Source organism: Aquabacterium humicola (assembly GCF_030167915.1).
GTDB classification, from domain to species: Bacteria; Pseudomonadota; Gammaproteobacteria; order Burkholderiales; family Burkholderiaceae_C; genus Pseudaquabacterium; species Pseudaquabacterium humicola.
On record NZ_JARGNB010000001.1, the window covers coordinates 934,401 to 958,449 of the forward strand.

Sequence of the window (24,049 nt, forward strand, 5' to 3'; positions counted from 1 at the left end):
AAGCACACGCCACGGATCCGGCTCCGCCGGTCCGTCGGCGTGGCCCCCCTGGGGGGGAGAGGGCCAAGCCCGAGGGGGCATCGCCGCAGGCGCTCCGGGGGGGGGCTCATCTGACACCTTCGCCGGCCATCGCTTCGCCGGTGAAGAAGCTGTCCGCGCGGCGCGGCACGGCCTTGTACTGGGTCGAGCGTTCATTGACGACACCGCTCGCGTACCACGCGCCGGACAGCAGATCGTTGAAGCCCCATTGCTGCTGCGGCGTGGTCGCCGGCAGGTCGGGCATCACGACCGGATGCGCCCACAGCGTCTTCCACAACTGGCCGTTGGCATCCCAGCGGTCGCCCAGCACGGCGACCCAGGTGTCCTCGTCGATGTAGTAGCGGCTCCTGGGGGCCTGGTGGCGCTGGCCCGGCTTCAGCGTCGACTCGACGATCCACACGCGATGCAGTTCCCAGCGCACGTGATCCGGATTCAGGTGGTTGGCCATCAGGACGTCGCTGTCCTTGGCCGGCACGTGCAGTCGATTGCTGTTGTACGGAATCAGCATCTCCTGCTTGCCGACGATCTTCCAGTCGAAACGATCGGTGCGGCCGGACAGCACGTCGACCTCGTCGAAGCTCGCCACGCCGGCCGAGGCGGGCGTCGGCGTGTCGCAGCAGGCGTTCGGCAGCTTGCGCACGCGGCGCTGGCCGGTGAGGTAGACCCAGACCTGCGTCTTGTCCTGGTCGAGGTTCTGGCGGCCGGTGATCGCCTCGCCGGCGCGCACCGGCGGCCCGCTGTTGACGAGACGGATCAGCCAGTAGTCGCCGCCGAACTTGTCCTCCTGGCCCTGCGCGTAGTAAGGCATCTGCCACTCGCCCAGGCCTTCGACCGACAGCACGCGCTGGCCGCTGGCGGTACCGAGGTAGCCGCGGAAGTCGTTCTGCCAGGCTTCGCCGCGCCAGTGCAGTTCGTTGTTGGCGACGATCTCCTTGCCGCTCTTCGGGATCGGGAACGGGATGCCGCCGAAGGCGCCCTTGACGACTTCACCCTCGAGCTTCGCGTTCGTCGCGTTCTTGAGCGTCGCGTCATAGACCCACTGCGGCGCGGCCGCGGTGCGATGCGTCTTGTAGACGTCGACGCGGAAGCTCTTCGGGTACTTCTTCAGCAGCGCCTGCGTGCCCTCGGTGAGCTTCGCGGCGTGCTGCGCCAGGTTGTCGGCGGTGATCGAGTACAGCGGCTTCTCGCCCGCGAAGGGGTCGCCGCGGCGGCCGCCGTTCCTGAAGCCGGGGATCGCGGTGGTATAGCCACCGGTCCAGGCCGGGATGCTGCCATCGGCGTTGCCGGCCTTCTCGGCGCCGAAGGGCGTCAGCGTGGACTTGAGCTTGGCCGCTTCATCGGCGGTGACCGCTGCATAGCCTGTGGCCGAGATGAGCGTCGAGCCGAGGATCAGTGCTCGCCAGGTGTGTCGCATGGGATGTCTCCGATGATCAGAAGGTGGTGCGCAGCGAGAAGGTCACGAAGTGGCGGTCCTTCAAGGCCTGCTTGAACTGGGCGTTGCTGGCGTTGTCCAGCGTCGGGCCTTCAGGTCCGACGAAGCGCACGACGCTGAAGTTGGCGTACCAGGTGCCGAGGTACACCGCGCCCAGGCCCAGGCTCACGTCGCCGCCCTTGTCGACGCCGAACGCGGGGCCGACTGCCGACGACTTGCCCCACGTGTAGCCGACGCCGAGGCTCGGCGTGAGGTCCAGGCCCGGCACCACCTGGCGGTAGGTCGGCGAGAACACCATGCGCAGGCCGGTGGCCGAGGTGTCGGCGTTCGGATTCAGCATGCGCTCGTTCTTCGTGACCTTGGCGCGCCGGTTCCAGGCGATCTCGCCGAGGAAGCTCGCTTCCTGCCAGAGCAGGCTCGGCCCCAGGCTCGCGAGCCAGGAGAACTGCGCGTGCGCGGTCTCGCCCACCGCATAGCCGGGGTTGTCGCGGTTGTCGAAATTGACGCCGACACCGATGGCGGGAATGACCGATTGGCCCGAGCTCGCCAGCGGCGTGTTCTGGCGATACGACACCTCGCCTGCGAGGCTCCACTCGTTCACCGTCTTCGCGAAGCTCAGGCCGTAAGCGCGGATGCCCTCGTGGTAGGCCCAGCGAAAGCTGTGGGCCCGCAGCGCCGGCGGCGCGCCGTCGAGCCGCGTGTAGATGTTGCTCGGACCGGTCGCGTGGTAGCGAATGGCATAGGCGCCGAAGTCCGTGTCCAGCGCGTCGACGTGCCAGCGCAGCTGCACGCCGCCCTGCCCGCTGTCGCGCGCTTCGAGGTCCCCGGCGTTGGCGAAGGTGCCGGTGGGGCCGGCGTTGATGCGCTCGGCGCCGGGGCCGAGCGAATCGCTGGTCGACAGGTAGGCGCCGACCGGCATCAGCCGCGTCTTGTCCCACTCGTACGCGACATAGGCGCCCAGCGAGACGTCGGAGGACAGCTGCAGCTGGCCCGACACCTTGCCGGTCGGTCGCGCGATCTCCTTGAACTGGGCGTTCGGCACCGACAGCAGCTTGGGCAGGTCCAGCGGCGCCATGCCGCCGGCGATGCCGTTCGATCCGAAGAAGAGGCTCTCCCCCCACAGCAGCGTGTGGCGGCCCGCGCGCACCGTGGCCGAGCGCTCGCCGAGCTGGAACTTGCCGAAGACGAAGGCATCGAGCAGCTCGGCCTTGCGGCCCATGATCTCGCGCGTGTCGTCGGGAAACGCGTTGCGCGGCGCGTGGTTCGCGCTGGTCGTCGCATTGCGGTTGCCGCGGTTGTAGACCGCGTCGTACCAGGCGGCCCCGCTGAGGCGGCCGCCGAAGCTGCCGTAGACCGCATCGAGCTCGCTGAACAGATCGAGCCGGTTCGAGACCAGGCCACGATCGAAGTTGTTGTCGCCGTCGTCCTGGTTGAGGTTGTTGGGCCCGCTGATACCGGTCGGGCCGAACCGGGTGACCGACAGGCCGGGCGAACGCTCCTGGATGCGCGCCGCGGCGCTGTACTTGACGGTGGTGTCCCAGCGCAGCTTGAGGTCGGGCTGGCCGGTGTCGATCTCGAGCGCCTGCGCATCGAGCGCGAGGACCGCGGCGGCGGCCAGCAGCGCAGCGCGAGGGGCGGATCGCGGGGTCAGGGAATTCATCGGGTCTCCTCCGGTGGGGTGTCAGGCAAGGGGTCAGGCGGGCTGCTCGACGAGCGGGCTGAGCTGCCGTGCCAGCGACGACAGGTCGGTGGCCGGCTCCGGCGTCAGGTCCCAGCGCGCGGCCTGCGTCGTCAGGGCGTGCACGCGGGCGGCGCGCCCGGCGCGGCGCGCCATGAAGCGCACGAAAAGCTCGTCGTGGCTGCCGGCGTCGCGCAGCAAGGCCCCCAGCACGACCGCGTCCTCCACCGACTGCGCGCCGGCCTGCCCGAAGTGCGGCGGCAGCAGGTGGGCGCTGCTGCCGATGCGCAGCACGAGGCCGTCGTGCCACGGGCCGCTCAACATGCCCGTCATGACGGGCCGTGCGATGACCGGCGACTCGTCGTCCACCAGCGCCGCGAAGGTCCTCATCAGGCCCCTGGCGGCCATCAGCACGTCGCGCAGCGGTCGGCTGGCGTGCTCATGCGCCATCCGCTCGTCGCGCAGCAGCGCGAGGCCGGTCTGGTGAACGTCGACCGGCACCAGCAGCGCCTTGGCATCCGGCCCGATCACCCACGTGGCTCGATCGAGGCCCCGCGGGCGGCGCATCAGCACATGGTCCCAGCGCTGCGGCAGGCGGTCGGCTTCACGCTCGATCGCCATCGCGACACCCTGGACGCCCCTGCCGCCCGCCAGCACGGCGAGATCGACCGCGACTTCACGGCCATCGTCCAGCGCGATCCGGCTGCCCGACGGTGAGGCCTCGATGGCCCCCACCCGGGACCGCCAGTGCATCGCGACGCCGCGATCGAGCGCGGCGTCCCGCACGATGCGCAACAGCTCGCCGTAGCGCATGCCGACCGACGACGGCAAGTGGGCGCCTGCCAGGGCCGGCGTCGGCAGCTCGAACAGCGAGCGTCCATCCGCATCGAGGAACGACACGCCGTGGTACGGGAACCCTGCGCGCACGCAGCGCTCGGCGAGGCCCAGGCCCGCCAGTTCGCGCATCAGGTTGGGCACCACGTTGATGGGCGCAGGCGGCGCGGCCAGGCCGTCGGCCGCATCGAAGACATCGACGTGCGCTCCCGCGGCGGCGCAGGCCACGGCGGCGGTCAGGCCCGCGAGCCCGGCACCGACGATCCCCACGCGATGGAAGCGGCGCGCCATGCGTCAGCCCTGCCGCAAAGGCGGAACAGGAAATTCGGGCGTGAGTTCGCCTGACGCTTGGCACGCGGCCATTCGTTGTCTCCGTTGTATGTGTGGGGGAAGCGGGTTAGCGAGAGATTACGCAGCCGCAACGTTCTTGAAAAATGACTTCGATGGAGGCGTCGATTCGATGCCGTCTAACGATCAAGGGATAACCCGAGCAGTCCACCATGCGCTTCAACCGCCTCGACCTCAACCTGCTGGTGGCGCTGGATGCGCTGTTGACCGAGCGCAGCATCACGCGCGCGGCCGAGCGACTGAAGCTCACGCCGTCGGCCGTCAGCAGCGCGCTGGCGCGCCTGCGGGAGTACTTCGACGACGAGTTGCTCGTGCAGGTCGGCCGCAAGATGGAGTCGACGCCGCGCGCCGAGGGGCTGCACGAAGCCGTGCGGGACGTGCTGGTGCGCATCGACAGCACGATCGCCATGCAGCCGCAGTTCGACCCGGCCAACACCGACCGCACGTTCCGGATCTTCCTGTCGGACTATTCGCAGCTCGTCTTCGCGCCGCACATGCTGGCGCTGGCGGCCGAGCAGCACTGTTCCGCGCGCTTCGAGTTCCTGCCCCAGGTGACGAACCCGCAGCGCAGCCTCGAGCGCGCCGAAGCCGATCTGCTGATCATCCCGCGCGGCTTCCTCTCACCGGACCATCCGGAGGAAGTGCTCTACGAGGAGGAGTTCGTCTGCGTGGTCTGGCGCGACGGCCCGCTGGCCGACGGCGAACTGAGCTTCGAGCGCTACCTCGCGGCAGGCCACGTGGTGATGCAACCGGCCGGCGCCGTCGGCGAGTCGTTCGAGGCCTGGTTCCTGAAGCGCTACGGCGTGTCGAGACGGGTCGCCGTGACGACGTACGGGTTCGCCGCGATGCCGGCGCTGGTCTGCGGAACGGCGTACGTCGCGACGGTGCACGCGCGTCTTGCGCGGGCCTTCGTCAAGGCCTGGCCCGTGGCCATCAAGGCGCCGCCGCTGCCGATCGAACGCATGCAGCAGGCCGTGCAGTGGCACAAGTACCGCACGCAGGATCCGGGTCTGGTGTGGCTCAGGAACCTGTTGCGTGCGGCCGTGCAGCGCATGGCCGATTGAGGGGGCAGCCGTCTCCTGCCGCGGCGCTTGACGCCCATCAAAGGCCATCGCAGGATCGCCTCTAAGCTTCGAGTCACTTGCCGTAGATCGATGCCCCCTGCCGTGCGATTCACCCGCCACCGGATCCGCCACGTTTCAACCGCGATGCTGGTGGTGTGGGTGTTGCTGTTCGCCGCCGGCGTGGCACAGGCGTGCATCACCCGGGCCGCCGCGGCGCCGTCGCCGGCGGCGCACTGCGACTTCCACGCCGCAGACACCGCACCGGATCGCGGCACACCCGACGGCGCGACGGTGGCCTGCGAGAAGCTCTGCACCGAGGCGCCGGCGCCGGTGCCGAAGAGCCCCGCCGCGCCCGCCGATCTCTCGCCCGACCACGTGCCCCACGCGGCCTTGCCGGTGCTGCACTGGCACTTCGATCCGGGCCAACACGCGAGGGACACCGCCCCGCCCGATGCCCTCGCCGACCCGCCGGTCGGCCCCTCCCCGCTGTCCATCGTCTTCCTGCGCCTGACGCTATAGCCCGAGCGTTGCGGCCAGGCGTGCCGGCAGGGCGCACCTGCCGCCATTCCGGCAAGCGCGCGCCGCCTTGGCGCGCCTGATGGACCTGGCCGCTGCCCGGCGCAGCGGCCCACCCGGAGACGAGAATGAACCGGAAGCCCGCGCGAGGCTCGCGTGCACGCTCGGCCAGCGGCATGGTGCAGGCCCTGCTGTGCATGATGTTGTCGGCCACGCCCCTGCTGTCGGCGGCGCAATCGCCGCCGCTGGGCGCCGACCTGCCCGGCCTGCTCGAGCAGGCCCGCCGCGCCAACCCCGAATTCGGCGCGATGCGCCTCGAGGCCGACGCCGCCGCGCAGCGCATCCAGCCCGCCGGCGCACTGCCCGACCCGGTGCTGCGCGTCGAGCTGGAGAACGTCAACAACTACGGCAACGACGCGCGCGCGAGCCTGCTGCCGTCGAAGGTCGGCGAGACCAAGTACACGCTGATGCAGTCGCTGCCGCTGTGGGGCAAGCGCGCGCTGCGCGAGCAGCTCGCCGGCGCCGACGCCGAGCAGGCCCGCACCCGCGCCGCCGCGACCTGGAACGAGCTGGCGATGCGCGTCAAGGCGGCCTACGCGCAGCTGTACCTGGCCGTCGAGCGCGAGCGGCTGGCGAAGGACGTGCTGGACCTGATGACGCGCCTGGAGCGCATCGCGCAGGCGCGTTATGCCGGCGGCCTGGTGCCGCAGCAGGATGCGATCCGGGCGCAGGTGGAGCAGACCGCGATGCGCACCGAGCTGATCGCGCTGGACAACGAGAAACGCCAGCAGCGCGCGCGGCTGAACGCGCTGCTCGCGCGCGAGATGTCGGCGCCGCTGGCCGATCCGCAGGCGTTGCTGCCGCTGCCGCCGGCGCCGGCGCTGTCGGCCGAGGCGCTGCTGCAGCGCGCGCGCCGTGCCAATCCCGCGCTGCAGGGCGAGGCGCACCGCGTCGAGAGTGCGCAGGCGAACCGCGAGCTGACCTGGCGCAACCGCTATCCGGACATCAGCGTCGGGCTGTCGCCGACGCAGATGGGCTCGCGCATCACGACCTGGAGCGTGATGGTCGAGATGAGCATTCCGCTGCAGCAGGCGGCCCGGCGCGCGCAGGAGCGCGAGGCCGTGGCGATGGTCGACGCCGCGCAGGCCCGCGCCGCCGCCGCGGCGCACCAGCTCGCCGGCGAGCTGGCCGGGCAGCTGGCAGGCCTGGAGGCCGCGCGGCGCACCGAGGCGCTCGCGCGCACCGAGCTGCTGCCGCAATCGGAGCTCGGGTTCCGCTCGGCGCTGGCCGCCTACGAGAACGGCAAGGCCGACTTCGCGACGCTGCTGGAAGCGCAGCGCCAGATCCGCAGAGTCCGCCAGGACCTGCTCATGGCCCAGGCCGAGGCGCGCATGCGCCTGGCCGAGATCGAACGCACCGTCGGAGAAGACCTGTGAAGAACACGTCCGTCATCGTCACGATCGCCTCGGTCGCCGTGCTCGGCGTCGCGGGCGGCTACTGGTGGGGCACCCGCGCGCACGGCGACGCGCGCGCCGGCGCGACCACCGCCACGGCGGCCGCGGCAGCCGCGGCTCCGAAGGAACGCAAGCTGCTGTACTACCGCAACCCCATGGGCCTGCCGGACATCTCGCCGACGCCGAAGAAGGACCCGATGGGCATGGACTACATCGCGGTCTACGAAGGCGAGGCCACCGAGGCCGTCGCCGCGGGCCCGGGCAGCCTGCGCATCAGCGCCGACAAGGTGCAGAAGCTCGGCGTGCGCACCGAAGCTGCCGCGATGCGCCCGCTGGGCCGGCTGGTGCGCGCCAGCGGCCGCGTCGAGCCCGACGAACGCCGCATCGTCGCGATCACGCCGAAGTTCGAGGGCTATGTCGAGCGCCTGCACGTCAATGTGAGCGGCCAGGTAGTGTCGCAGGGGCAGCCGCTGTTCGAGGTCTACAGCCCGGAGCTGGTCTCGGCACAGCGCGAATACGCCATCGCCGCGCAGGGCGCTGCGTCGCTCACCGGCGAGTCCGCGCGTGGCCTGCAGCAGCTGGCCGAAGCCAGCCTGCTTCGGCTGCGCAACTGGGACGTGCCCAGGGAGCAGATCGCCGCCCTGGCCGCCGGCGCCGAGCCGCGGCGCACCGTGACCTTCCGCTCGCCGGCCAGCGGCATCGTCACCGAGAAGAAGGCGCTGCAGGGCATGCGCTTCATGCCCGGCGAGACGCTCTACACCGTCACCGACCTGGGCGCGGTGTGGGTCATCGCCGACATCCCCGAACAGGACCTCGGCCAGGTGAAGACTGGCGCGACCGCCCGCCTGGTGATCACCGCCTATCCGGAGCGCACCTTCACCGGCCGGGTCACCTATGTCTACCCGACGCTGAACGGCAACACGCGCACGGTGCCGGTGCGCATCGAGATGCCCAACCCCGGCCAGTTGCTGAAGCCGGCGATGTTCGCGCAGGTCGAACTGAGCACCGGCGGCCGGGACCCCGTGCTGACCGTGCCCGAGTCCGCGGTCATCGACAGCGGCACGCGCCGCATCGTGCTGGTGCAGTTGGCCGAAGGCCGCTTCGAGCCGCGCGAGGTCAAGCTCGGTGCCCGCGGCGACGCCTACGTGCAGGTGCTCGACGGCGTGCGCGCGGGCGAAGCGGTGGTCACCTCGGCCAACTTCCTGATCGACGCCGAGAGCAACCTGCAGGCCGCCGTGCGCGGCTTCGGCAGCCCGGGCGGGACCGGCGATGCGCCGAAGGCCACGCCGGCCGAGCCGTCGAAGGCCGGGCCGGCCGTAGCGGCGAAGGCCGTGCCGGCCGAAGGGGCGAAGGCCGCGCCCGCCGAGCCGTCGAAGGCCGGGGTCGGCCACGTCGCGCAGGGCCGCATCGAGACGATCGATGCGAAGGCCGGCAGCCTGAGCATCGACCACGGCCCGGTGGCCTCGCTGAAGTGGCCGGCGATGACGATGGACTTCAAGGTCGCCAACAGCGCGCTGCTGGACGGCTTGAAGTCCGGCGCGAGCGTGCGCTTCGAGTTCGTCGAACGGCAGCCCGGCGAATGGGTGATCACCTCGATCGCCGCCGCCGGGCACGACCACGTCCGCCGCTGAAAAGGAGCCCGCCATGCTTTCGAGGCTCATCGAGTGGTCCGGCCGCAACCCCTTCCTCGTGCTGCTGGCGACGCTGTTCATCGTGATCGCCGGCATCTACGCGGTCATCCGCACGCCGCTGGACGCGCTGCCCGACCTGTCGGACGTGCAGGTCATCGTCTACACCGAGTACCCCGGCCAGGCGCCGCAGGTCGTCGAGGACCAGGTCACCTACCCGCTGACGGCGGCGATGCTCGCGGTGCCGAAGTCCAAGGTCGTGCGCGGCTTCTCGTTCTTCGGCGCGTCCTTCGTCTACGTGATCTTCGAGGACGGCACCGACATCTACTGGGCCCGCTCGCGCGTGCTCGAGTACCTGAACTTCGCCTCCGGCAGGCTGCCGCGCGGCGTGACGCCGTCGCTGGGTCCGGACGCCACCGGCGTCGGCTGGGTCTACCAGTACGCGCTGGTCGCGAAGAACCGCACGCTGGCCGAGTTGCGCAGCCTGCAGGACTGGTACCTGCGCTACCAGTTGACGAAGGCGCATGGCGTGGCCGAGGTGGCGTCGATCGGCGGCTTCGTGCAGACCTACCAGGTGACCGTGGACCCGGTGAAGCTGCGCGCATACGGCATCCCGCTGGCCAAGGTGTCGCAGGTGATTCGCGACTCCAACCGCGACGTCGGCGGCCGCGTCGTCGAGATGGCCGAGACCGAGTACATGGTGCGCGGCAAGGGCTACCTGCGCGGCACCGGCGACATCGAGGCGCTGGTCGTGCGCAGCGAGGCCGGCACGCCGGTGCTGATCCGCGACATCGCGCGCGTCGAACGTGTGCCCGACGAGCGCCGCGGCCTGACCGAGCTCGACGGCGAGGGCGAGGTCGTCTCCGGCATCGCGATGGCCCGCTATGGCCAGAACGCGCTCGAGGTCATCCACAACCTGAAGGCCAAGATCGCCGAGCTTTCGTCCGGCCTGCCCGAGGGCGTGAGCCTGCGCACGGTCTACGACCGCTCCGACCTGATCCACCGCGCGATCGACACCTTGACGCGCACGCTGATCGAGGAAAGCCTGATCGTCGCCGCGGTGTGCATCGTGTTCCTGCTGCACGTGCGCTCCGCGCTGGTGGCGATCCTGATGCTGCCGGTGGGCGTGCTGATCGCGTTCATCGCGATGCGGCTGCTCGGCATGAACTCCAACCTGATGAGCCTGGGCGGCATCGCCATCGCCATCGGCGCGATGGTCGACGCGGCGATCGTGATGATCGAGAACGCGCACAAGCACCTGGAGCGGCTGCCGGCGCAGCACACGACCAAGGAACGCGCCGACGCCATGCTGGCCGCCTGCAAGGAGGTCGGTCCGGCGCTCTTCTTCTCGCTGCTGATCATCACCGTGTCCTTCCTGCCGGTGTTCACGCTGGAGGCGCAGGAGGGGCGGCTCTTCTCGCCGCTGGCCTGGACCAAGACCTTCTCGATGGCCGGCGCGGCGCTGCTGTCGGTGACGCTGGTGCCGGTGCTGATGCTGCTGTTCATCCGCGGCCGCATCCTGCCGGAGGCCAGGAACCCGGTGAACCGCTTCCTGATCTGGATCTACCGGCCGATCATTTCGGGCGTCATGCGCTGGAAGCTCGCCACCATCGTGGCGGCGCTCGCGGTGCTGGCGGTCACGGCGCTGCCGGCGTCGCGCCTGGGCAGCGAGTTCATGCCGACGCTCAACGAAGGCACGCTGTTCTACATGCCCTCCTCGCTGCCCGGCATGTCGATCACCAAGGCCGCCGAGCTGCTGCAGACGCAGGACAAGATCATCAAGAGCTTCCCCGAGGTCGCCTCGGTCTACGGCAAGGCCGGCCGCGCCAACACCGCCACTGATCCGGCGCCGCTGGAGATGTTCGAGACCATCATCAACCTGAAGCCCGAGTCCGAATGGCGTGCGGGCATGACGACGGACAAGCTGATCGCAGAGCTGGACAAGGCCCTGCAGTTCCCCGGCCTGTCGAATGCGTGGACCATGCCGATCAAGGCGCGCATCGACATGCTGTCCACCGGCATCCGCACGCCGATCGGCATCAAGGTCTTCGGCCGCGACCTGGACGAGATGGAGAAGCTGGCGCGGCAGATCGAGTCGGTGGTCAAGACCGTGCCCGGCACCAGCTCGGCCTTCGCCGAGCGCATCACCGGCGGCTCCTACCTCGAGATCGAACCGGACCGCGCACAGCTGGCGCGCTACGGCCTGGGGGTCGGCGAGCTGCAGGAGGTGATCGGCACGGCGCTCGGCGGCGAGATGGCAACCACCACCGTCGAGGGGCGCGAGCGCTACGGCGTCACCGTGCGGTACCCGCGCGAGCTGCGCGGCAGCCCCGAGCAGATCGAGCGCAGCGTGCTGGTGCCGACGATGGACGGCGCGATGGTGCCGCTGGGGCAGGTGGCGCGCGTGCACGTCGTGCGCGGCACGCCGGGCATCCGCACCGAGAACGCGCTGCTGTCGGCCTACATCTACGTCGACATCCGCGAGCGCGACATCGGCTCCTACGTGGCCGACGCGCGCCGCGCGGTGGCCGAGCAGGTGAAGTTCCCGCCCGGCTACTACATCACCTGGAGCGGCCAGTTCGAGTACATGGAGCGCGCGATCGGGAAGATGAAGGTCGTGATCCCGGTGACGCTGCTGACGATCTTCCTGCTGCTGTACCTGAACTTCCGCCGCCTGACCGAGACGCTGATCGTGATGCTGTCGGTGCCCTTCGCGCTGGTCGGCGGCGTGTGGCTGATGTGGGCGCTGGGCTACAACCTGTCGGTCGCGGTGGCGGTGGGCTTCATCGCGCTGGCCGGCGTGGCGGCGGAAACCGGTGTCGTGATGCTGATCTACCTGGACCACGCGTGGACGGCGGCGCAGACACGCTGCGCGGCCGCGGGCACGTCGGCCGGGCCGGCGGAGCTCTACGCCGCGGTGATGGAAGGCGCGGTCGAGCGCGTGCGGCCGAAGATGATGACCGTGGTCGCGATCATGGCCGGCCTGCTGCCGATCATGTGGGGCACAGGCACCGGCTCGGAAGTGATGAGCCGCATCGCCGCGCCGATGGTGGGCGGCATGGTGTCGTCCACCGTGCTGACGCTGGTGGTGATTCCTGCGCTGTACGCGCTGGTGAAGACCTGGGAGATGAAGCGCCTGGCCCGCCGGGCGGCGGCAGCCGACCCGGCCGCAGGCGCGCCCGCAGGCGCATGACCAGGCCTGGGAAGAATCCTCCCGCGGCTTCTCGGCTGGTCATGCGATCGCTTTGCTCAGCTCAGAAGTCCAGCCGCAATCCCGTCTCGAACGCGGTCGAGGCCTTGCCGCCGAAGAAGTTGGCGGCCGTCGGTGACGCGCTGACCGCCGGCCCGCCCGGAACCGCGAAGACCGCTGCGCCGCGGTTGTGCACGCGGGCGGCGTGCGCATAGACGGCGGTGCGCTTGGACAGGTTGTGCACGTAGCCCACACCGACCAGTCGGGCGTCATTGGCGCTCTGTGCAGCAGTCGCCCCGGTCTGGTCGGCCTGCACGACGCTCAGCTTGATCTGGCCCAGGCCCACGACGAAGACCACGCCGAGCTGCGTATTGACGGTGCGGTCCGAGCCGAAGGTCCAGCGCCGCTGCGCGAGGCTGACGCGTCCGGCGCCGAAGTCGTACGACGCGCCATAGGCCTGGTCGCGGAAGTGCTGGCCGGCCGTCGCGTTGCGCGTGGTGAACTGGGCCGCGGCCACATGCACGCCGCTGCCCGTCCAGCCGGCGCGAAAGCCTTCGCCCTTGGTGAAGCCGCTCGCCGTCGTGCCGTTCTCGCCGAAGGTCTTGATCAGGCCGCCGTAGAACCCGCCCAGGTTCGGCGGCGCGAACACCTCGACCGCATTGGCCACCCGCAGCGTCGGGTTGGCGGCCTGCGATTCCGGCGCAGTGCCGAAGGCCTGACCCAGTGCACGCGATGCGGTGAACGACCGGAAAGTATTGGCGCTGGCAATGCCGAGCGTCGAGAACGGATCGAAGCCGCTCCACACCAGGTGCGTCGGCACCCAGTCGCGACCGAGGCGCAACTCGCCCAGCCTGGCGGACGCGACGCTCACGGTCGAGCGCCGGTCCCAGAAGACGAGCCCGCCCGCACCGCCGGTATCGGCCAGGATCGTGCTGTCCAGGAAGAAGCCGGCGCTGAGTCCCCCGCCCAGGTCCTCCGTGCCTCGGACGATGAGCTTGCTCGTCGAGTTGGAGCCGCTCACTTCGGAGGTCAGCGACCCCAGCGAATCATTGCGCACGCGGCGGGCCGCGACGTCCACGGTGCCCGACACGGTCACCGACGACTGGGCCATCGCGCCGGCGCAGGCAACGGCCAGCCCCGCCGCGCAAAGCGACTTCTTCATGTCTGTCTCCTCGTCAGGGGTGGAACGTCACTCGGGCTTGAACCCGGCGTTCTTCAGCAGCTCGGCGCTCTGCGCGACGTCGTTGGCGATGAAGCGCCTGAACTGGTCCGGCGTCTCGCTGACCGGCTCGATGCCCAGCGCCGCAAACGCGCCGGACTTCCCCAGTTCGCCCACCGCGGCGTTGATGGCCTGGTTCAGTGCCTTGACGCGCTCGTCCGGCGTGCCCTTGGGTGCCCAGACGCCATACCAGGACGCATAGGTGAAGCCGGCGAGGCCGCTCTCATCGACGGTCGCGATGTCGGGCGCCAGCGCACTGCGCTTCTTCGACGTGATGGCGATGGGCCTGACCTTGCCCGCCTTGGCCAGCGGCAGCATCGACACCATCGAGTCCATCAGCATCTGGATGTGCCCGCCGGCAAGATCCGTCAGCGCCGGCTGCGTGCCCTTGTACGGCACATAGGTCAGCTTGAGATTCGCCTGCCTGGCCAGCAGCAGCGTGGCGAGGTGGCTGGGGGCACCGGCGGCCGGGATGCCGGCCGTCCACTTGTCCGGTTGCGCGCGTACCGCGGCCAGCACGTCGGACAGCTTCTTCTGGTCCGCCTGCGGGGACACGGCCAGCAGCAGCGGCGCCTCGCCGACGCGGGCCACCGGAACGAAGTCCGCCTGCGGGTCGTAGGGCGGGCTGCCCAGCACCTGCTTCGCGAGCACGTGCGTGGCGGCCGAGAACAGCAGCGTGGTGCCATCCGCGGCGGCCGTCTGCACCGCCTTTCCGCCGATGCTGCCGCTGGCGCCGGCCTTGTTCTCGACGATCACCGTGACGCCGTGCGCCTTGCGCAGCTGTTCGCCGAGCAGGCGCGCGGCGTTGTCGACGCCGCCGCCGGCAGCGAACGGCACGACGATCTTCAGCGTCTGGCCCTTGTCCAGGAGCCTGGCGTCCGCGGCCAAGGTCGAGGCCATGGCCCCAAGGGCGAGCGCGGCGGCCGTGGCCAACTTCAATAGCGTCGTCATGATTGTCTCCGTGAGCCGGTGAGACCGGCCGTGCGGTGGCACGCCGCGACAAGTCGGGCCGTGCCACCGTGATGACCGGAGCGCTGACGTGCGCCTCGGCTCGAATGGGCGTCGGGCTTCAGGCCACCCGGCCCAGGCCCGCGGCGCGCACGGCGTCGGCGATCTCCTTGTCCGCACCTTCGGCCAGCGGCAGCAGCGGCGAGCGCACCGTCGCGTGCTCGAGGATGCCGCGCGCCACCAGCGCCCACTTCAGCGCGACGGAGCCTTCCATGTGCGAGCCGCGGTGGTACACGTTGGCGGTCACCGGCAGCAGGCGGTCGTGCAGCTCGCGCGCCTTCTTGTAGTCCTTGGCCTTGCCCGCGGCAATCATCTCGACCAGCAGCTCCGGTGCGATGCAGCCGTAGCCCACGAGCGCGCCGTCGACGTCGAACATCGTGTGCAGCAGGTACTCGTCGTGGCAGGTGAGGATCTGCAGGTCCGGACGCTCCTTGCGGATCACCGGGATCTCGCGGTCCCAGCGCTTCATGTTGCGCACGCCGTTCTTCATCGCGAACACGCCAGGCTGGGCGGCGATCTCCAGCTGCGTCTCCAGGTCGTACGTGCACTTGGTCGCGTCGGGGTACTGGAACAGGATCAGCGGCAGGCCGCTGGCTTCGTAGATGGCCTTGTACTTGTCCTGCGGCGCGCCCTTCTGGTAGCCGAAGCGCAGCCAGCCGTGGGAGGGATAGACGAGGCCCGCCTTGGCGCCGGCCTTCACCGCGCGCTTGGCTTCCTCGGCCGCGACCTGCGTGCCTTCCAGCGTGATGCCGGCGATGATGGGGATGCGGTCGCCGACCGACTCGCGGAAGGCCTCGATGACCTTGAACTGCTCGTCGCGCTCAAGGAAGGTGCCTTCGCCGGCGTGGCCGAGCACCGTCAGGCTCTTGACGCCGGGCACGCTGGCCAGCCAGCTGCCCAGGCGCTGGATGGCGGCGTAGTCGACCGAGCCATCACGGTTGAAGGGGGTGATCGGAGCGGGGTTCAGGCCGCGCATGTCGAAACCGGGCTTGCTCATGGTGCGTCTCCTTGGAGGGGGGTTGGGCGGTGGGTGAGTGGCTTCACTTTAGGCACCCCGCACCTTTGCCGCTAGATAGACTTCGCATAATTCAGACTTGCCTGGCATGGCAACTCTGTGCGCAGGAGCCCTGATGAACATCTCCCTGGTCAAGCTGTTCCTCGAAGTGGCCGAAGCCGGCAGCCTGAGCAAGGTCGCGAATCGCCGGCAGATCGTGCAGTCGCACGTGAGCCGGCAGATCACCGAATTCGAGAGCCAGTGCGGGGGAAAGCTCTTCCGGCGCACCGGCCGCGGCGTCGAGCTGACCGAGCTGGGCACGCGCGCGGCGGCGCGGCTTCGCGCGTGGGTGCAGGCGACGGAGCAACTCGAGCAGGACCTGCGGTCCGAGTCCGGCCAGCTGATGGGGGAGGTCCGGCTGGGCATCATTCCGTCGGCGGCCCATCCGCTGGTCACCCACCTCTTCGCGGAACTTCAGGACAAGCATCCGGCGGTCCGCCTCAGCATCGCCGAGGCGCAGGGTGCCGAGCTCGATGCCATGCTCGACAGCGCGACGGTGGACCTGGCGGTGCTGTTCCGTTTCAGCAAGCCCAGCGGCAGCGACGAGCGCCAGCTGGGCGTGGCGAAGACCTACCTCGTCTCAGCGCCGGACGATCCGCTGACGCGCGCGCCGACGCTGAACTTCGCGCGCCTGAAAGGCCTGCGCCTCGTATTGCCGCGTCGGCCGAGTCACTGGCGCAATGCCCTGGACGACACCGCGCGCAGCCTCGGCTTTCGTCTGGAGGCGGTCGCCGAAGCCGACTCGTTGACGGTTCAGAAGGAGCTCGTCGCGCGCACGCCCGGGCTCTATTCGGTGCTCGGGCCGTATTCGATCGCGGCGGACCTGAAGAGCGGGCGCGTGCAGGCCAGCCAGCTGGTCCGTCCAGACCTCTGCCGCTACGTCAGCCTGTCCTTCCCGAAGCAGGGGAAGTTGTCGCCGGCCTGCCGGGTCGTGGCGCGGACCCTCGAGCAGTTGGTGGAATCCTGGGACCACCGGCTCACGGAGCCGTGATGGGCGCCGCGAAAGCGGCAGCCTGGCCAGCCAGCACGGATATCAGCCGTGCGGCCGCGAAGTCGAGCGCCTGCCCGGCAAGCGAGCTACGATGAGCAGCAGCGGGAGAAGAGCGTGCGTCGCCACGAACGGCGCACCGGTGAGAAGGCGCTGAGCAGCGCGGGAGCGCGGACCTTGCGAGCAGTACTGGTCAGGCCGCTTCTTGCCGTCGCCGCGACCGTCGCGGTCCATCTCGGGGTGGCGGCCAACCTGCACGGAACGCCCACGAACGCCGAGCCCCCTTCGGCGCGCGTCAACCTGCTGATGCTGTCCAGCTTCCACAAGGACCTGCCGGCGCAGCAGCAACTGGAGGATGGACTGGACTCGGTGCTGCACTTCCGTTCCGGCAGGCATCGGGTCTTCGTCGAGTATCTGGACAGCGCACGTCTGAGCGCGCCGCCGCAGTCGCTCGGCCTCTATCTTTCGGACAAGTATCGCGATGCGAACCTGACCCTCATCGTGGCCTTCGCGCCCGCGGCGGGGCAGGCCCTCGCGGGCCTGCGTGCAACGCTGCCAGAGGTGCGGCGAGCCTACGTCGAACTGGAATCGCCCTCGTTCGAGCAGATCAGGGCGGCCGACCCGCGCGCCGTCATCGTCGCGGCGCAACACGACTACTCACCATCGCTCGACGAGTCCTTGAGGGTGACCGGCGTGCGGCATCTTCTCGTCGTGGGCGAGACAGCCGATGTCAGCGCAGCCACACGGCTCACGCTGTTTCGACGGGCCCTCGAGTCGAGGCGGCGTGACTTGAAGGTCGAATACCTGCTGGACCGGCCGCTGCAGGAGGTGCTCGCACGGGCCGGCGAGCTGGGGCCCGGCAGCGCGGTCTACTACCTGCTGATGTTCAGCGACGGAACGCGGCCATCGAGGCCTTATGACATCGCCGCCCGGATTGCCGAGCGTTCTGCAGTGCCGGTGCTGTCGCCGTGGGAGTCGCTGCTGGGCAGCGGGGTGCTGGGGGGCTATGTCATCAGCCACCACGTGATCGGCGAGGAACTGGGCCGGCTGGCGCTGTCAATGGGCGAAGCCACGGCGGGCGACAACGCGGCGGCACCGACGCCTGTCGTGCGCGTCAGCGGCATGCGCCATGCCTATGACTGGCGTCAGCTGCAGAGGCTCGGGATCGACCGCTCCGCCACCGCCCCCGGCAGCTCGATGAAGTTCGAGGAACCGAGCGTGTTCGAACGCTACGGCGGGCGAATCCTCGCAGCGGCCGCCATTGCTTGCGGATTGCTCGCGCTGTCGTTGAGCCTGTGGAGGATCAACGTGGCGCGTCTGCGCGCGCTGGATGCGCTCGACCTCGAGCGCAGGCGCCTGAAGCAAGCCGTCGATGCCCGGACCGGGGAGCTGAACGACCGCCTGCAAGAGCTGGCGCGGCGCAACGAAGAGCTGAGGGCAGCGAAGGACCGGCTGGACCGGCTGGCCAACACGGACGAACTCACCGGGCTGGCGAACCGGCGCCACTTCGATGCCGTCCTCCAGCGTGAACTGGCGCGACTGAGGCGCATCGAGGGGGTGCTGTCGCTGGTGATGCTGGACGTGGACCACTTCAAGGCCTACAACGACCACTACGGGCACGCGCAAGGCGACGCCTGCCTGCAGGCGATCGCCAGGCTGCTGGCGGACGCGGCGCGGCGCCCGGCGGATACCGCTGCACGATTCGGCGGGGAGGAGTTCATGCTGATCCTTCCCCACACCGCCCATGACGGCGCCCTGGCCGTCGTCGCGCACGTTCGTGCCGGGCTTGCCGCATCGGCCATTGCGCACGCAGCCTCACCTTCCGGGTCCCACGTGACGGTGAGCGCCGGCGTGGTGACGGTCCCGTCGCGCACGGCGGGGTCGGAGGCGGATTCCGCCCTGCCCAGCGCGCGTCAGCTCGTCGAGATCGCAGACAAGCTTCTCTACCGGGCCAAGGCGGAAGGTCGCGATCGAGTCTCATCCGTCGATCTTGCGGGCCCTTCCTGAGGCGGCCCTCGATCCGGGGTCCTCGCGCATGCGCTCGAGGGCCGTCCGCGGATCGCCGCCCCGACCCTGCAGCGCGGCCTCCGCCATGACGGCCTCGAAGGCACGTGCTCTCGCGCTGCTGGTCGTCGTGTGCATGGGCCGGCTCAATGATGGTGGTGGTGGTGGGCGTGCACTGCGGCATGGCCTTGGCCACGCGCGATGAGCCACCGGTTCAGCGGGAATGCCGCGGCGGCGGCGACCACGAGCGCGAATGCCAGCGCCGCCCAGAACAGCGGCGACGACAGCGGCGCGTCCATCGCACCCGGCACGGCGAGCATCACGAGGTTGTCGACGAGCTCCATCACCGCGATCGACGCCGTGTCGGCCAGCAGCGCGAGCCGGGCGGCCTTTCGCAGCGGCAGGCCACTGCGCAGCAGCGGCAGCATCGTGAACGCATAGCCGAAGGAGAAGGCCAGCAGCACGGCGAGGCCGATGGTCGCGCCGTTCGACAAGTCGAGGGCCGTGCCGATGACCATCCCCAGCACCTCGCCCACCGCACAGCCGGACAGGCAGTGCAGCGTGGCCAGGAACGCGGTGCGGTTCAGGCCGGGGGCGGCCGGCCGAGCCGAACGGCCGGGCGTGGACGGGGCCGGGTGGTGATGCGACCCGTGGTGTGCGGCGTGATTCATCGCAGTGGCTCCTGTGGCGAACGGGCAGGGACGCCCGATGCAGCGCACTGTCAACCTTGCCGCGATGGCAACGTCAAGTGCCGGCGTGGATACGTGAGGCTCGCCGCACGGATGACGGCGGCACGCCCTTCGGACGCAGGCGGCTTCGGCGCAGGCGCGCCAGGAATCCCGCCAGGCGCATCACCGGGTTGCCGCGACCCAAGCCTCGTAGCCCCCGCGCAGAGGCTTGACCGACAAGTAGCCGTCGCGGAGCAGTTCGCGCGCCACCAGAACGGCGCCGGCGTCCTCGGGGCACGCGCACAGCGTCACGATGGGTCGATCCTTGGGCCAGTCAGCGACGGCTTCACGCACCTGCTCATGCTCGACGGCCCTGGTCCCCGGAATGGGACCGGTGACCGAGATCATCGTCGGGCCGCGCAGATCGAGCACCAGCGGCGGATGTTCGGATTGCATGGCCGCGATGAGGTCCGCCGTCGTGATCTGCGGGATGGCGCGCAGCTTCCTGAACCAGACCATTCGCCACAGCTTCCAGGCCAGCCAGAGGCCCGCTGCCGCCAGCGCCAGAGCCAGTGCCGTGGCGATGTGCCGGTCGAGCACGACGATCACGTCCCGCACCGTGTCCTTGAGCACCCAGCCGGCCGCGATCGCCAGGCCCGCCCACAGGGCGCCGCCGACGCCGGCAGCCAGCAGGAAGCCCCACTGGTTCATGCGCATCGCCCCTGCGATCGGCGGCGCAACCGTCGAGAATCCGGGCACGAACTTGGCCACCACGAGCGACGGCAGGCCCCAACGCACGAAGCGCGACTCGGTCTGCGAGACACAGGACGTCGGGTTGATCGACAGCTTGCACAGGCCCGTCAGCACCCGGTAGCCGAACAGCCGGCCCGCGTGGTACCAGACCCAATCCGCCACCACGGAAGCGAGCACGGCGGCCGCCGCGATCTTGCCGGCATGACCCGGGGTAACCGCCAGACTGCCTGCGAGCAGCAAGGTGGGCACGGCGGGCACCGGAAGACCCAGTTGCTGCAGCAGGACGTTGACGAAGACGACCGCGACGACATCCCGCTGCAGCGTGTGGCTCAGGTCGATCAGATCCATGTCGCCAGATTAACCGTTCGCTCGCTGAACTCGATGCGCAGCGGGCCGTCGGCACCGGCGGCCAAACGATCCGCTCCTGGTTCACTTCGACGACGCCCGCGTCGCACGGGCCACGAACACCACCGCGGTGCGCGCCGGCAGGTTGAAGGCACCGGTGGCGCTGTCGAAGCCCGCCTGGCGCGCGCGCAGGTCGGCGGCGTCGGCAGCGGTGTGCACGGGGTGCAGCTCGAGCGCACGCCCGGCCAGCGCCGGCAGCGTCAGCTGCCTGGCCGACTTGTCCACGTTGATCAGGTAGACCAACTCGTCGAAGTTCGCGCCGGGGTAGCCCACGCCGTTGAGCCGCCCGACCAGCACCGTGGGCTCCTGCGCCGAGCCGGTGTTGAGGAAGCTCAGGCGCTGCTTGATGTCCTCGGCCGTGCGCAGGCGCAGCAGCGTGCTGCTCCTGCGGATCTTGAACAGGTCGCGGAAGGCATCGCGGGTCCAGGCGACCTCGGCGGCGGTCGGCTTGATCAGCGGGTTGCCCAGCAGCGGCCGCGCCAGATTCCAGTTATCGCCGTTGTCGCGAGAAGGCGGCAGGCCCACGCCGAAGTTGTTGTCGGCGAAACTCCAGTCGAGCCGGTTGAACCAGTCGCCGCTGTCGTAGCTGTTGCGGTCCAGGCTCTTGCTGCGCAGCGTCTCCGTGCCGGCGTGGAAATAGGCCACGCCCTGGCTGAAGGCGTTGATGGCGTTGGCCAGGATCTGCACGCGCGCCCGGTCCTCGCGCGAGGTGGCGGTGGGCAGACGGAATACGTTGTTGTCGAACAGCGTGAGGTTGTCGTGGTTCTCGACGTAGTTCACCACCTCGCCCGGCTCGAGCACCCAGCCCGCCGGGATGCCGCCGACGTCGATCTGGTCCAGCCGCAGCGTGGCGTCCCAGCTCGTCTGCATCGTGAAGCTGCGAATCGAGCCCGCCAGCGACGCCTTGAGGCGATCGGCGAACCACATCAGCTCGCCCCGGCTCTGGTTGCCGTTGTGGCCGTTCGGGTCGTAGTGGAAACCGTTGACGTAGCCCTGATTGGCGATCAGCGCGTTGCCCGAATCGCAGCAGCCGCCGCCGCGCACCGCGTCGCGGATCAGCGGGTTGAAGCTGCCGATGCCCGAGCCGTTCAGGCTCAGCATCTCGGCCTGCTTGAAGCGCGCGCCATTGGCCACCTCGCCGAAGTTCCAGCCCTCGCCGACGATCTGCACCGGCCGGCCTGCCGCCGCCTCGACGCGGGCTTTCAGCTGCTCCATCACCGAACGCGGGTGGTGGCCCATGATGTCGAAGCGCAGCGAGCTGATGCGGTAGTCGCGCACCCAGGTCACGGCCGAGTCGATCATCAGCCTGGCCATCATCCGGTTCTCGGACGCGGTGTTCTCGCAGCAGGTCGAGCGCTCGATGCCGCCGCTGGCGTTGTAGCGGTGGTAGTACCCCGGCACGACCTTGTCCAGCACCGACGTCGCGGCCTGGCCCGACGAGGTGGTGTGGTTGTAGACCATGTCCATGCCCACGCGCAGGCCGGCGGCGTTGAGCGCGCGCACCATGCTGCGGAACTCGCGCACGCGCGCCACCGGGTCGGCCGCGCTGCTGGCGTAGCTGCCGTCGGGCGTGGTGAAGTGGTGCGGGTCGTAGCCCCAGTTGAAGCAGTCGCTGCCCGCCGTGGCGGCGATGGTCGCCTGCTGCGTTTCGCCGTCCGGCGGGCCGCTCACATTGGGCGTCACGCAGCTCTTCTCGTTGACGCTGGCGATGTCGAACACCGGCAGCAGGTGCACGTCCGTCAGCCCGGCGGCGGCCAGCCCGGCCAGGTGGCGCATGCCGTTGCTGTGGGTCTCGGTGAACGCCAGGTACTTGCCGCGCCGGGCCGCCGGCACCGTGGCGTCGTTGATCGAGAAGTCGCGCACGTGCAGCTCGTAGATGCTCAGGTCCGAGGGCGCGGCCACGGTGGGCGGCGGCGCGCCGGCATCCCAGCCCGGCGGCTTGGTGACGGCGGCGTCGAGGTCCATCACCACGCTCTGCTGGCCGCCCATCGTGAGGCCCAGCGAATACGGGTCGGTGACGAGGTTGCGCACCACACCCGTGCCGCGCACGAACACCTGCACCTGGTAGCGGTAGGTGACGCCGTGCAGGTTGCCCGGCTTCACCAGACGCCACACGCCGGTGGCGGCGTCGCGGGTCATCGGTTCGGTGGTGGTGCGCACCACGCTCTCCGAGCCGGGCACCCGCCTGCCGAGCTGCAGCGACACCGCCTGCGCCGTCGGCGCCCACAGCTTGAAGCTGGTGTGGCCATGGGAAACCACGGCGCCGAGGTCCGGCTCGTCGCCGGCCGCGGCATACAGGTCATCCAGCGCGCCGGCGATCTGCGTCGCCGTCGCGTTCTGCACCCGGCCCTGGGCGTCTTCCTGTACCAGCAGCAGTTGCTGCCGGTGCAGCGCGGGCAGCCGCGCGAGGTCGGCGCCGCGCACGGCGAAGACGGCCCCGCTGGCCACGTACTTGAAGCGCTCGGCATCGGCCGGCGGCACGGTGCCGGTGAACGGGTCCAGCGTGATGAAGCCGTCCGCGCCCTGCACCGGCGCATCGCGGGCCACGGCGAGCTGCCCGGTCGCCGAGTGGTACAGCCGCACCGGCCCGGCGGCGGCCACGCGCGGCCACTTCACCAGCGCCTTGTTCAGCCAGACGGCGCGGGCGTCGGTGCTCGACACCTCGCGCAGATCGGGCGGCGCCAGGTGGACGGTGGCGTCGCGCTCGACCAGCCACACGTGGCCCACCTGGTTGGCGATGGTCAGCGCGGCGTACTCGACGCGGATGTTGTCGTTGCGGCCGTCCTTGTCGTTCTGGTTCGGCGGCATGCCATGGATGATGAATTCCAGTCCCCGCCGCTGGTTGTCCCCCTGCGGGTTGAGCACGGGGATGTCGAACACCACCTCGCCGTCGCCCACGGCGTAGCCCGGCATGCTCGCCAGCGGCACCGGCTGGTTCCAGTTGTCGATGGCCATGCCGCCGGGCAGGCGCGAGACGTCGAGCCCGCTGCCGTTCCACAGGTGCAGGCCCCAGGCGCTGTAGGCGCCGTCGAAGCGCTTGTAGTGCACGCGCACCGTCTTGATGTCGGGCACCGGAAGCGCCAGCGGGTTGGCGGGATAGTTGGTGCTGTCGCCTTGCAGGCGCCAGAAGACGTTGGCGCCGCCTTGCAGCACGTAGCTCTGGTCTGCGCCCCCGTTGTCCTTGTCGTCGCCCTTGTGGAACAGGAAGCCCACGGTGCCGCTGGTGGCGGCCAGCGGCACGTCGAAATAGACACCGTAGTCGTCGCTGCCGGAGGGGTTGAAGCCGGCGTTCCAGTTCGGGCTTTGCGCCGCGCCCCACGTGTGGATCTGCCAGCCGGCGTGGTTGCCGTCGGCGCGGCGGTAGTGCACACGCAGCGAGGTCGCGGGCTCGCCGGGCGTGGCCGCGGCCGCGATGCGGGCGCGTGCAGCGGGCGGCGTGGTGGGCACGCTGCTCAGCACCTCGCTGTCGCCCCCACCCACCGCCGCGCGGCCGTCCAGCGCCAGCGCCTGGGCCTGCGGCGACACCGCCTCGCCCCCGGCACCGCCACAGGCGGCCAGCAAGCCGCTCAGTCCGAGCGCCATCGCGCCGATCCACCGCCGCGCCTGTCTCGCGAGCCCGCCAGCCGATGCCGTCATCGCCATCCCCTGTTTGGAATCGGCGCGATGCTAACGAAGTAAAACTACATCGCGAGTCGGGGGAATCCCGATGCGAATCTAGGGATTACAGCAGCCAATCACCTAGCAATGCATCTCAGCGATATCGACAG

General features: G+C 70.0%; 16 protein-coding genes. 7 read left to right on the top strand and 9 right to left on the bottom strand.

Annotated features, from left to right (window positions below):
- Positions 1-106 precede the first annotated feature (106 nt).
- From P1K89_RS04140 to P1K89_RS04150, 3 genes are read right to left on the bottom strand one after another with little or no spacing between them, the layout of a single operon-like run.
- On the bottom strand, positions 107-1,453 hold the full coding sequence (locus P1K89_RS04140; protein WP_284615097.1) for a DUF1329 domain-containing protein: 1,347 nt from the start codon (positions 1,451-1,453) through the stop codon (positions 107-109).
- Positions 1,454-1,469: 16 nt separating this feature from the next.
- The gene (locus P1K89_RS04145) at positions 1,470-3,131 is read right to left on the bottom strand and encodes a DUF1302 domain-containing protein (protein WP_284615098.1); all 1,662 of its coding nucleotides are present in this window, start codon (positions 3,129-3,131) and stop codon (positions 1,470-1,472) included.
- Between the two features lie 33 nt (positions 3,132-3,164).
- Positions 3,165-4,274, bottom strand: coding sequence for an FAD-dependent monooxygenase (locus P1K89_RS04150; protein WP_284615099.1), 1,110 nt, complete (start codon positions 4,272-4,274; stop codon positions 3,165-3,167).
- Between the two features lie 209 nt (positions 4,275-4,483).
- On the opposite strand from P1K89_RS04150, the gene P1K89_RS04155 reads away from it, so the two are divergent.
- From P1K89_RS04155 to P1K89_RS04175, 5 genes are all read left to right on the top strand, one after another.
- On the top strand, positions 4,484-5,395 hold the full coding sequence (locus P1K89_RS04155) for a LysR family transcriptional regulator (RefSeq protein WP_284615100.1): 912 nt from the start codon (positions 4,484-4,486) through the stop codon (positions 5,393-5,395).
- Positions 5,396-5,497: 102 nt separating this feature from the next.
- A complete protein-coding gene (locus P1K89_RS04160) occupies positions 5,498-5,914 on the top strand; it encodes a hypothetical protein (protein WP_284615101.1) in 417 nt (138 codons plus the stop codon).
- 125 nt (positions 5,915-6,039) lie between these two features.
- Positions 6,040-7,347 (top strand): TolC family protein, encoded by a 1,308-nt coding sequence (locus P1K89_RS04165; RefSeq protein ID WP_284615102.1) that lies wholly within the window; start codon positions 6,040-6,042, stop codon positions 7,345-7,347.
- A complete protein-coding gene (locus P1K89_RS04170; RefSeq protein WP_284615103.1) occupies positions 7,344-8,996 on the top strand; it encodes an efflux RND transporter periplasmic adaptor subunit in 1,653 nt (550 codons plus the stop codon). Before P1K89_RS04165 ends, P1K89_RS04170 begins: the two co-directional genes overlap by 4 nt.
- Positions 8,997-9,009: 13 nt before the next feature.
- On the top strand, positions 9,010-12,186 hold the full coding sequence (locus P1K89_RS04175) for an efflux RND transporter permease subunit (protein ID WP_284615104.1): 3,177 nt from the start codon (positions 9,010-9,012) through the stop codon (positions 12,184-12,186).
- Between the two features lie 61 nt (positions 12,187-12,247).
- Here P1K89_RS04175 and P1K89_RS04180 read toward each other — a convergent pair whose 3' ends face one another.
- The 3 genes from P1K89_RS04180 to P1K89_RS04190 all read right to left on the bottom strand — a co-directional run bounded on the left by P1K89_RS04180 (position 12,248) and on the right by P1K89_RS04190 (position 15,407).
- The gene (locus tag P1K89_RS04180) at positions 12,248-13,345 is read right to left on the bottom strand and encodes a porin (RefSeq protein ID WP_284615105.1); all 1,098 of its coding nucleotides are present in this window, start codon (positions 13,343-13,345) and stop codon (positions 12,248-12,250) included.
- Between the two features lie 27 nt (positions 13,346-13,372).
- Complete coding sequence (locus P1K89_RS04185; protein ID WP_284615106.1) at positions 13,373-14,302, bottom strand: Bug family tripartite tricarboxylate transporter substrate binding protein; 930 nt, start codon at positions 14,300-14,302, stop codon at positions 13,373-13,375.
- A gap of 169 nt (positions 14,303-14,471) precedes the next feature.
- Complete coding sequence (locus tag P1K89_RS04190; RefSeq protein ID WP_284615107.1) at positions 14,472-15,407, bottom strand: dihydrodipicolinate synthase family protein; 936 nt, start codon at positions 15,405-15,407, stop codon at positions 14,472-14,474.
- Between the two features lie 133 nt (positions 15,408-15,540).
- Here P1K89_RS04190 and P1K89_RS04195 point away from each other — a divergent pair, with 133 nt between their 5' ends.
- Together P1K89_RS04195 and P1K89_RS04200 are read left to right on the top strand one after the other, a co-directional pair.
- Positions 15,541-16,455 (top strand): LysR family transcriptional regulator, encoded by a 915-nt coding sequence (locus P1K89_RS04195; RefSeq protein ID WP_284615108.1) that lies wholly within the window; start codon positions 15,541-15,543, stop codon positions 16,453-16,455.
- A 114-nt stretch (positions 16,456-16,569) separates the two neighbouring features.
- Complete coding sequence (locus P1K89_RS04200; RefSeq protein WP_284615109.1) at positions 16,570-18,459, top strand: GGDEF domain-containing protein; 1,890 nt, start codon at positions 16,570-16,572, stop codon at positions 18,457-18,459.
- 143 nt (positions 18,460-18,602) lie between these two features.
- Here the strand turns inward: P1K89_RS04200 and P1K89_RS04205 are convergent, their stop codons facing one another.
- The 3 genes from P1K89_RS04205 to P1K89_RS04215 all read right to left on the bottom strand — a co-directional run bounded on the left by P1K89_RS04205 (position 18,603) and on the right by P1K89_RS04215 (position 23,864).
- On the bottom strand, positions 18,603-19,127 hold the full coding sequence (locus P1K89_RS04205; RefSeq protein WP_284615110.1) for a DUF4396 domain-containing protein: 525 nt from the start codon (positions 19,125-19,127) through the stop codon (positions 18,603-18,605).
- A 180-nt stretch (positions 19,128-19,307) separates the two neighbouring features.
- Complete coding sequence (locus P1K89_RS04210) at positions 19,308-20,225, bottom strand: VTT domain-containing protein (protein ID WP_284615111.1); 918 nt, start codon at positions 20,223-20,225, stop codon at positions 19,308-19,310.
- 81 nt (positions 20,226-20,306) lie between these two features.
- Positions 20,307-23,864 (bottom strand): alpha-1,6-glucosidase domain-containing protein, encoded by a 3,558-nt coding sequence (locus P1K89_RS04215; protein ID WP_284615112.1) that lies wholly within the window; start codon positions 23,862-23,864, stop codon positions 20,307-20,309.
- Between the last annotated feature and the right edge of the window lie 185 nt (positions 23,865-24,049).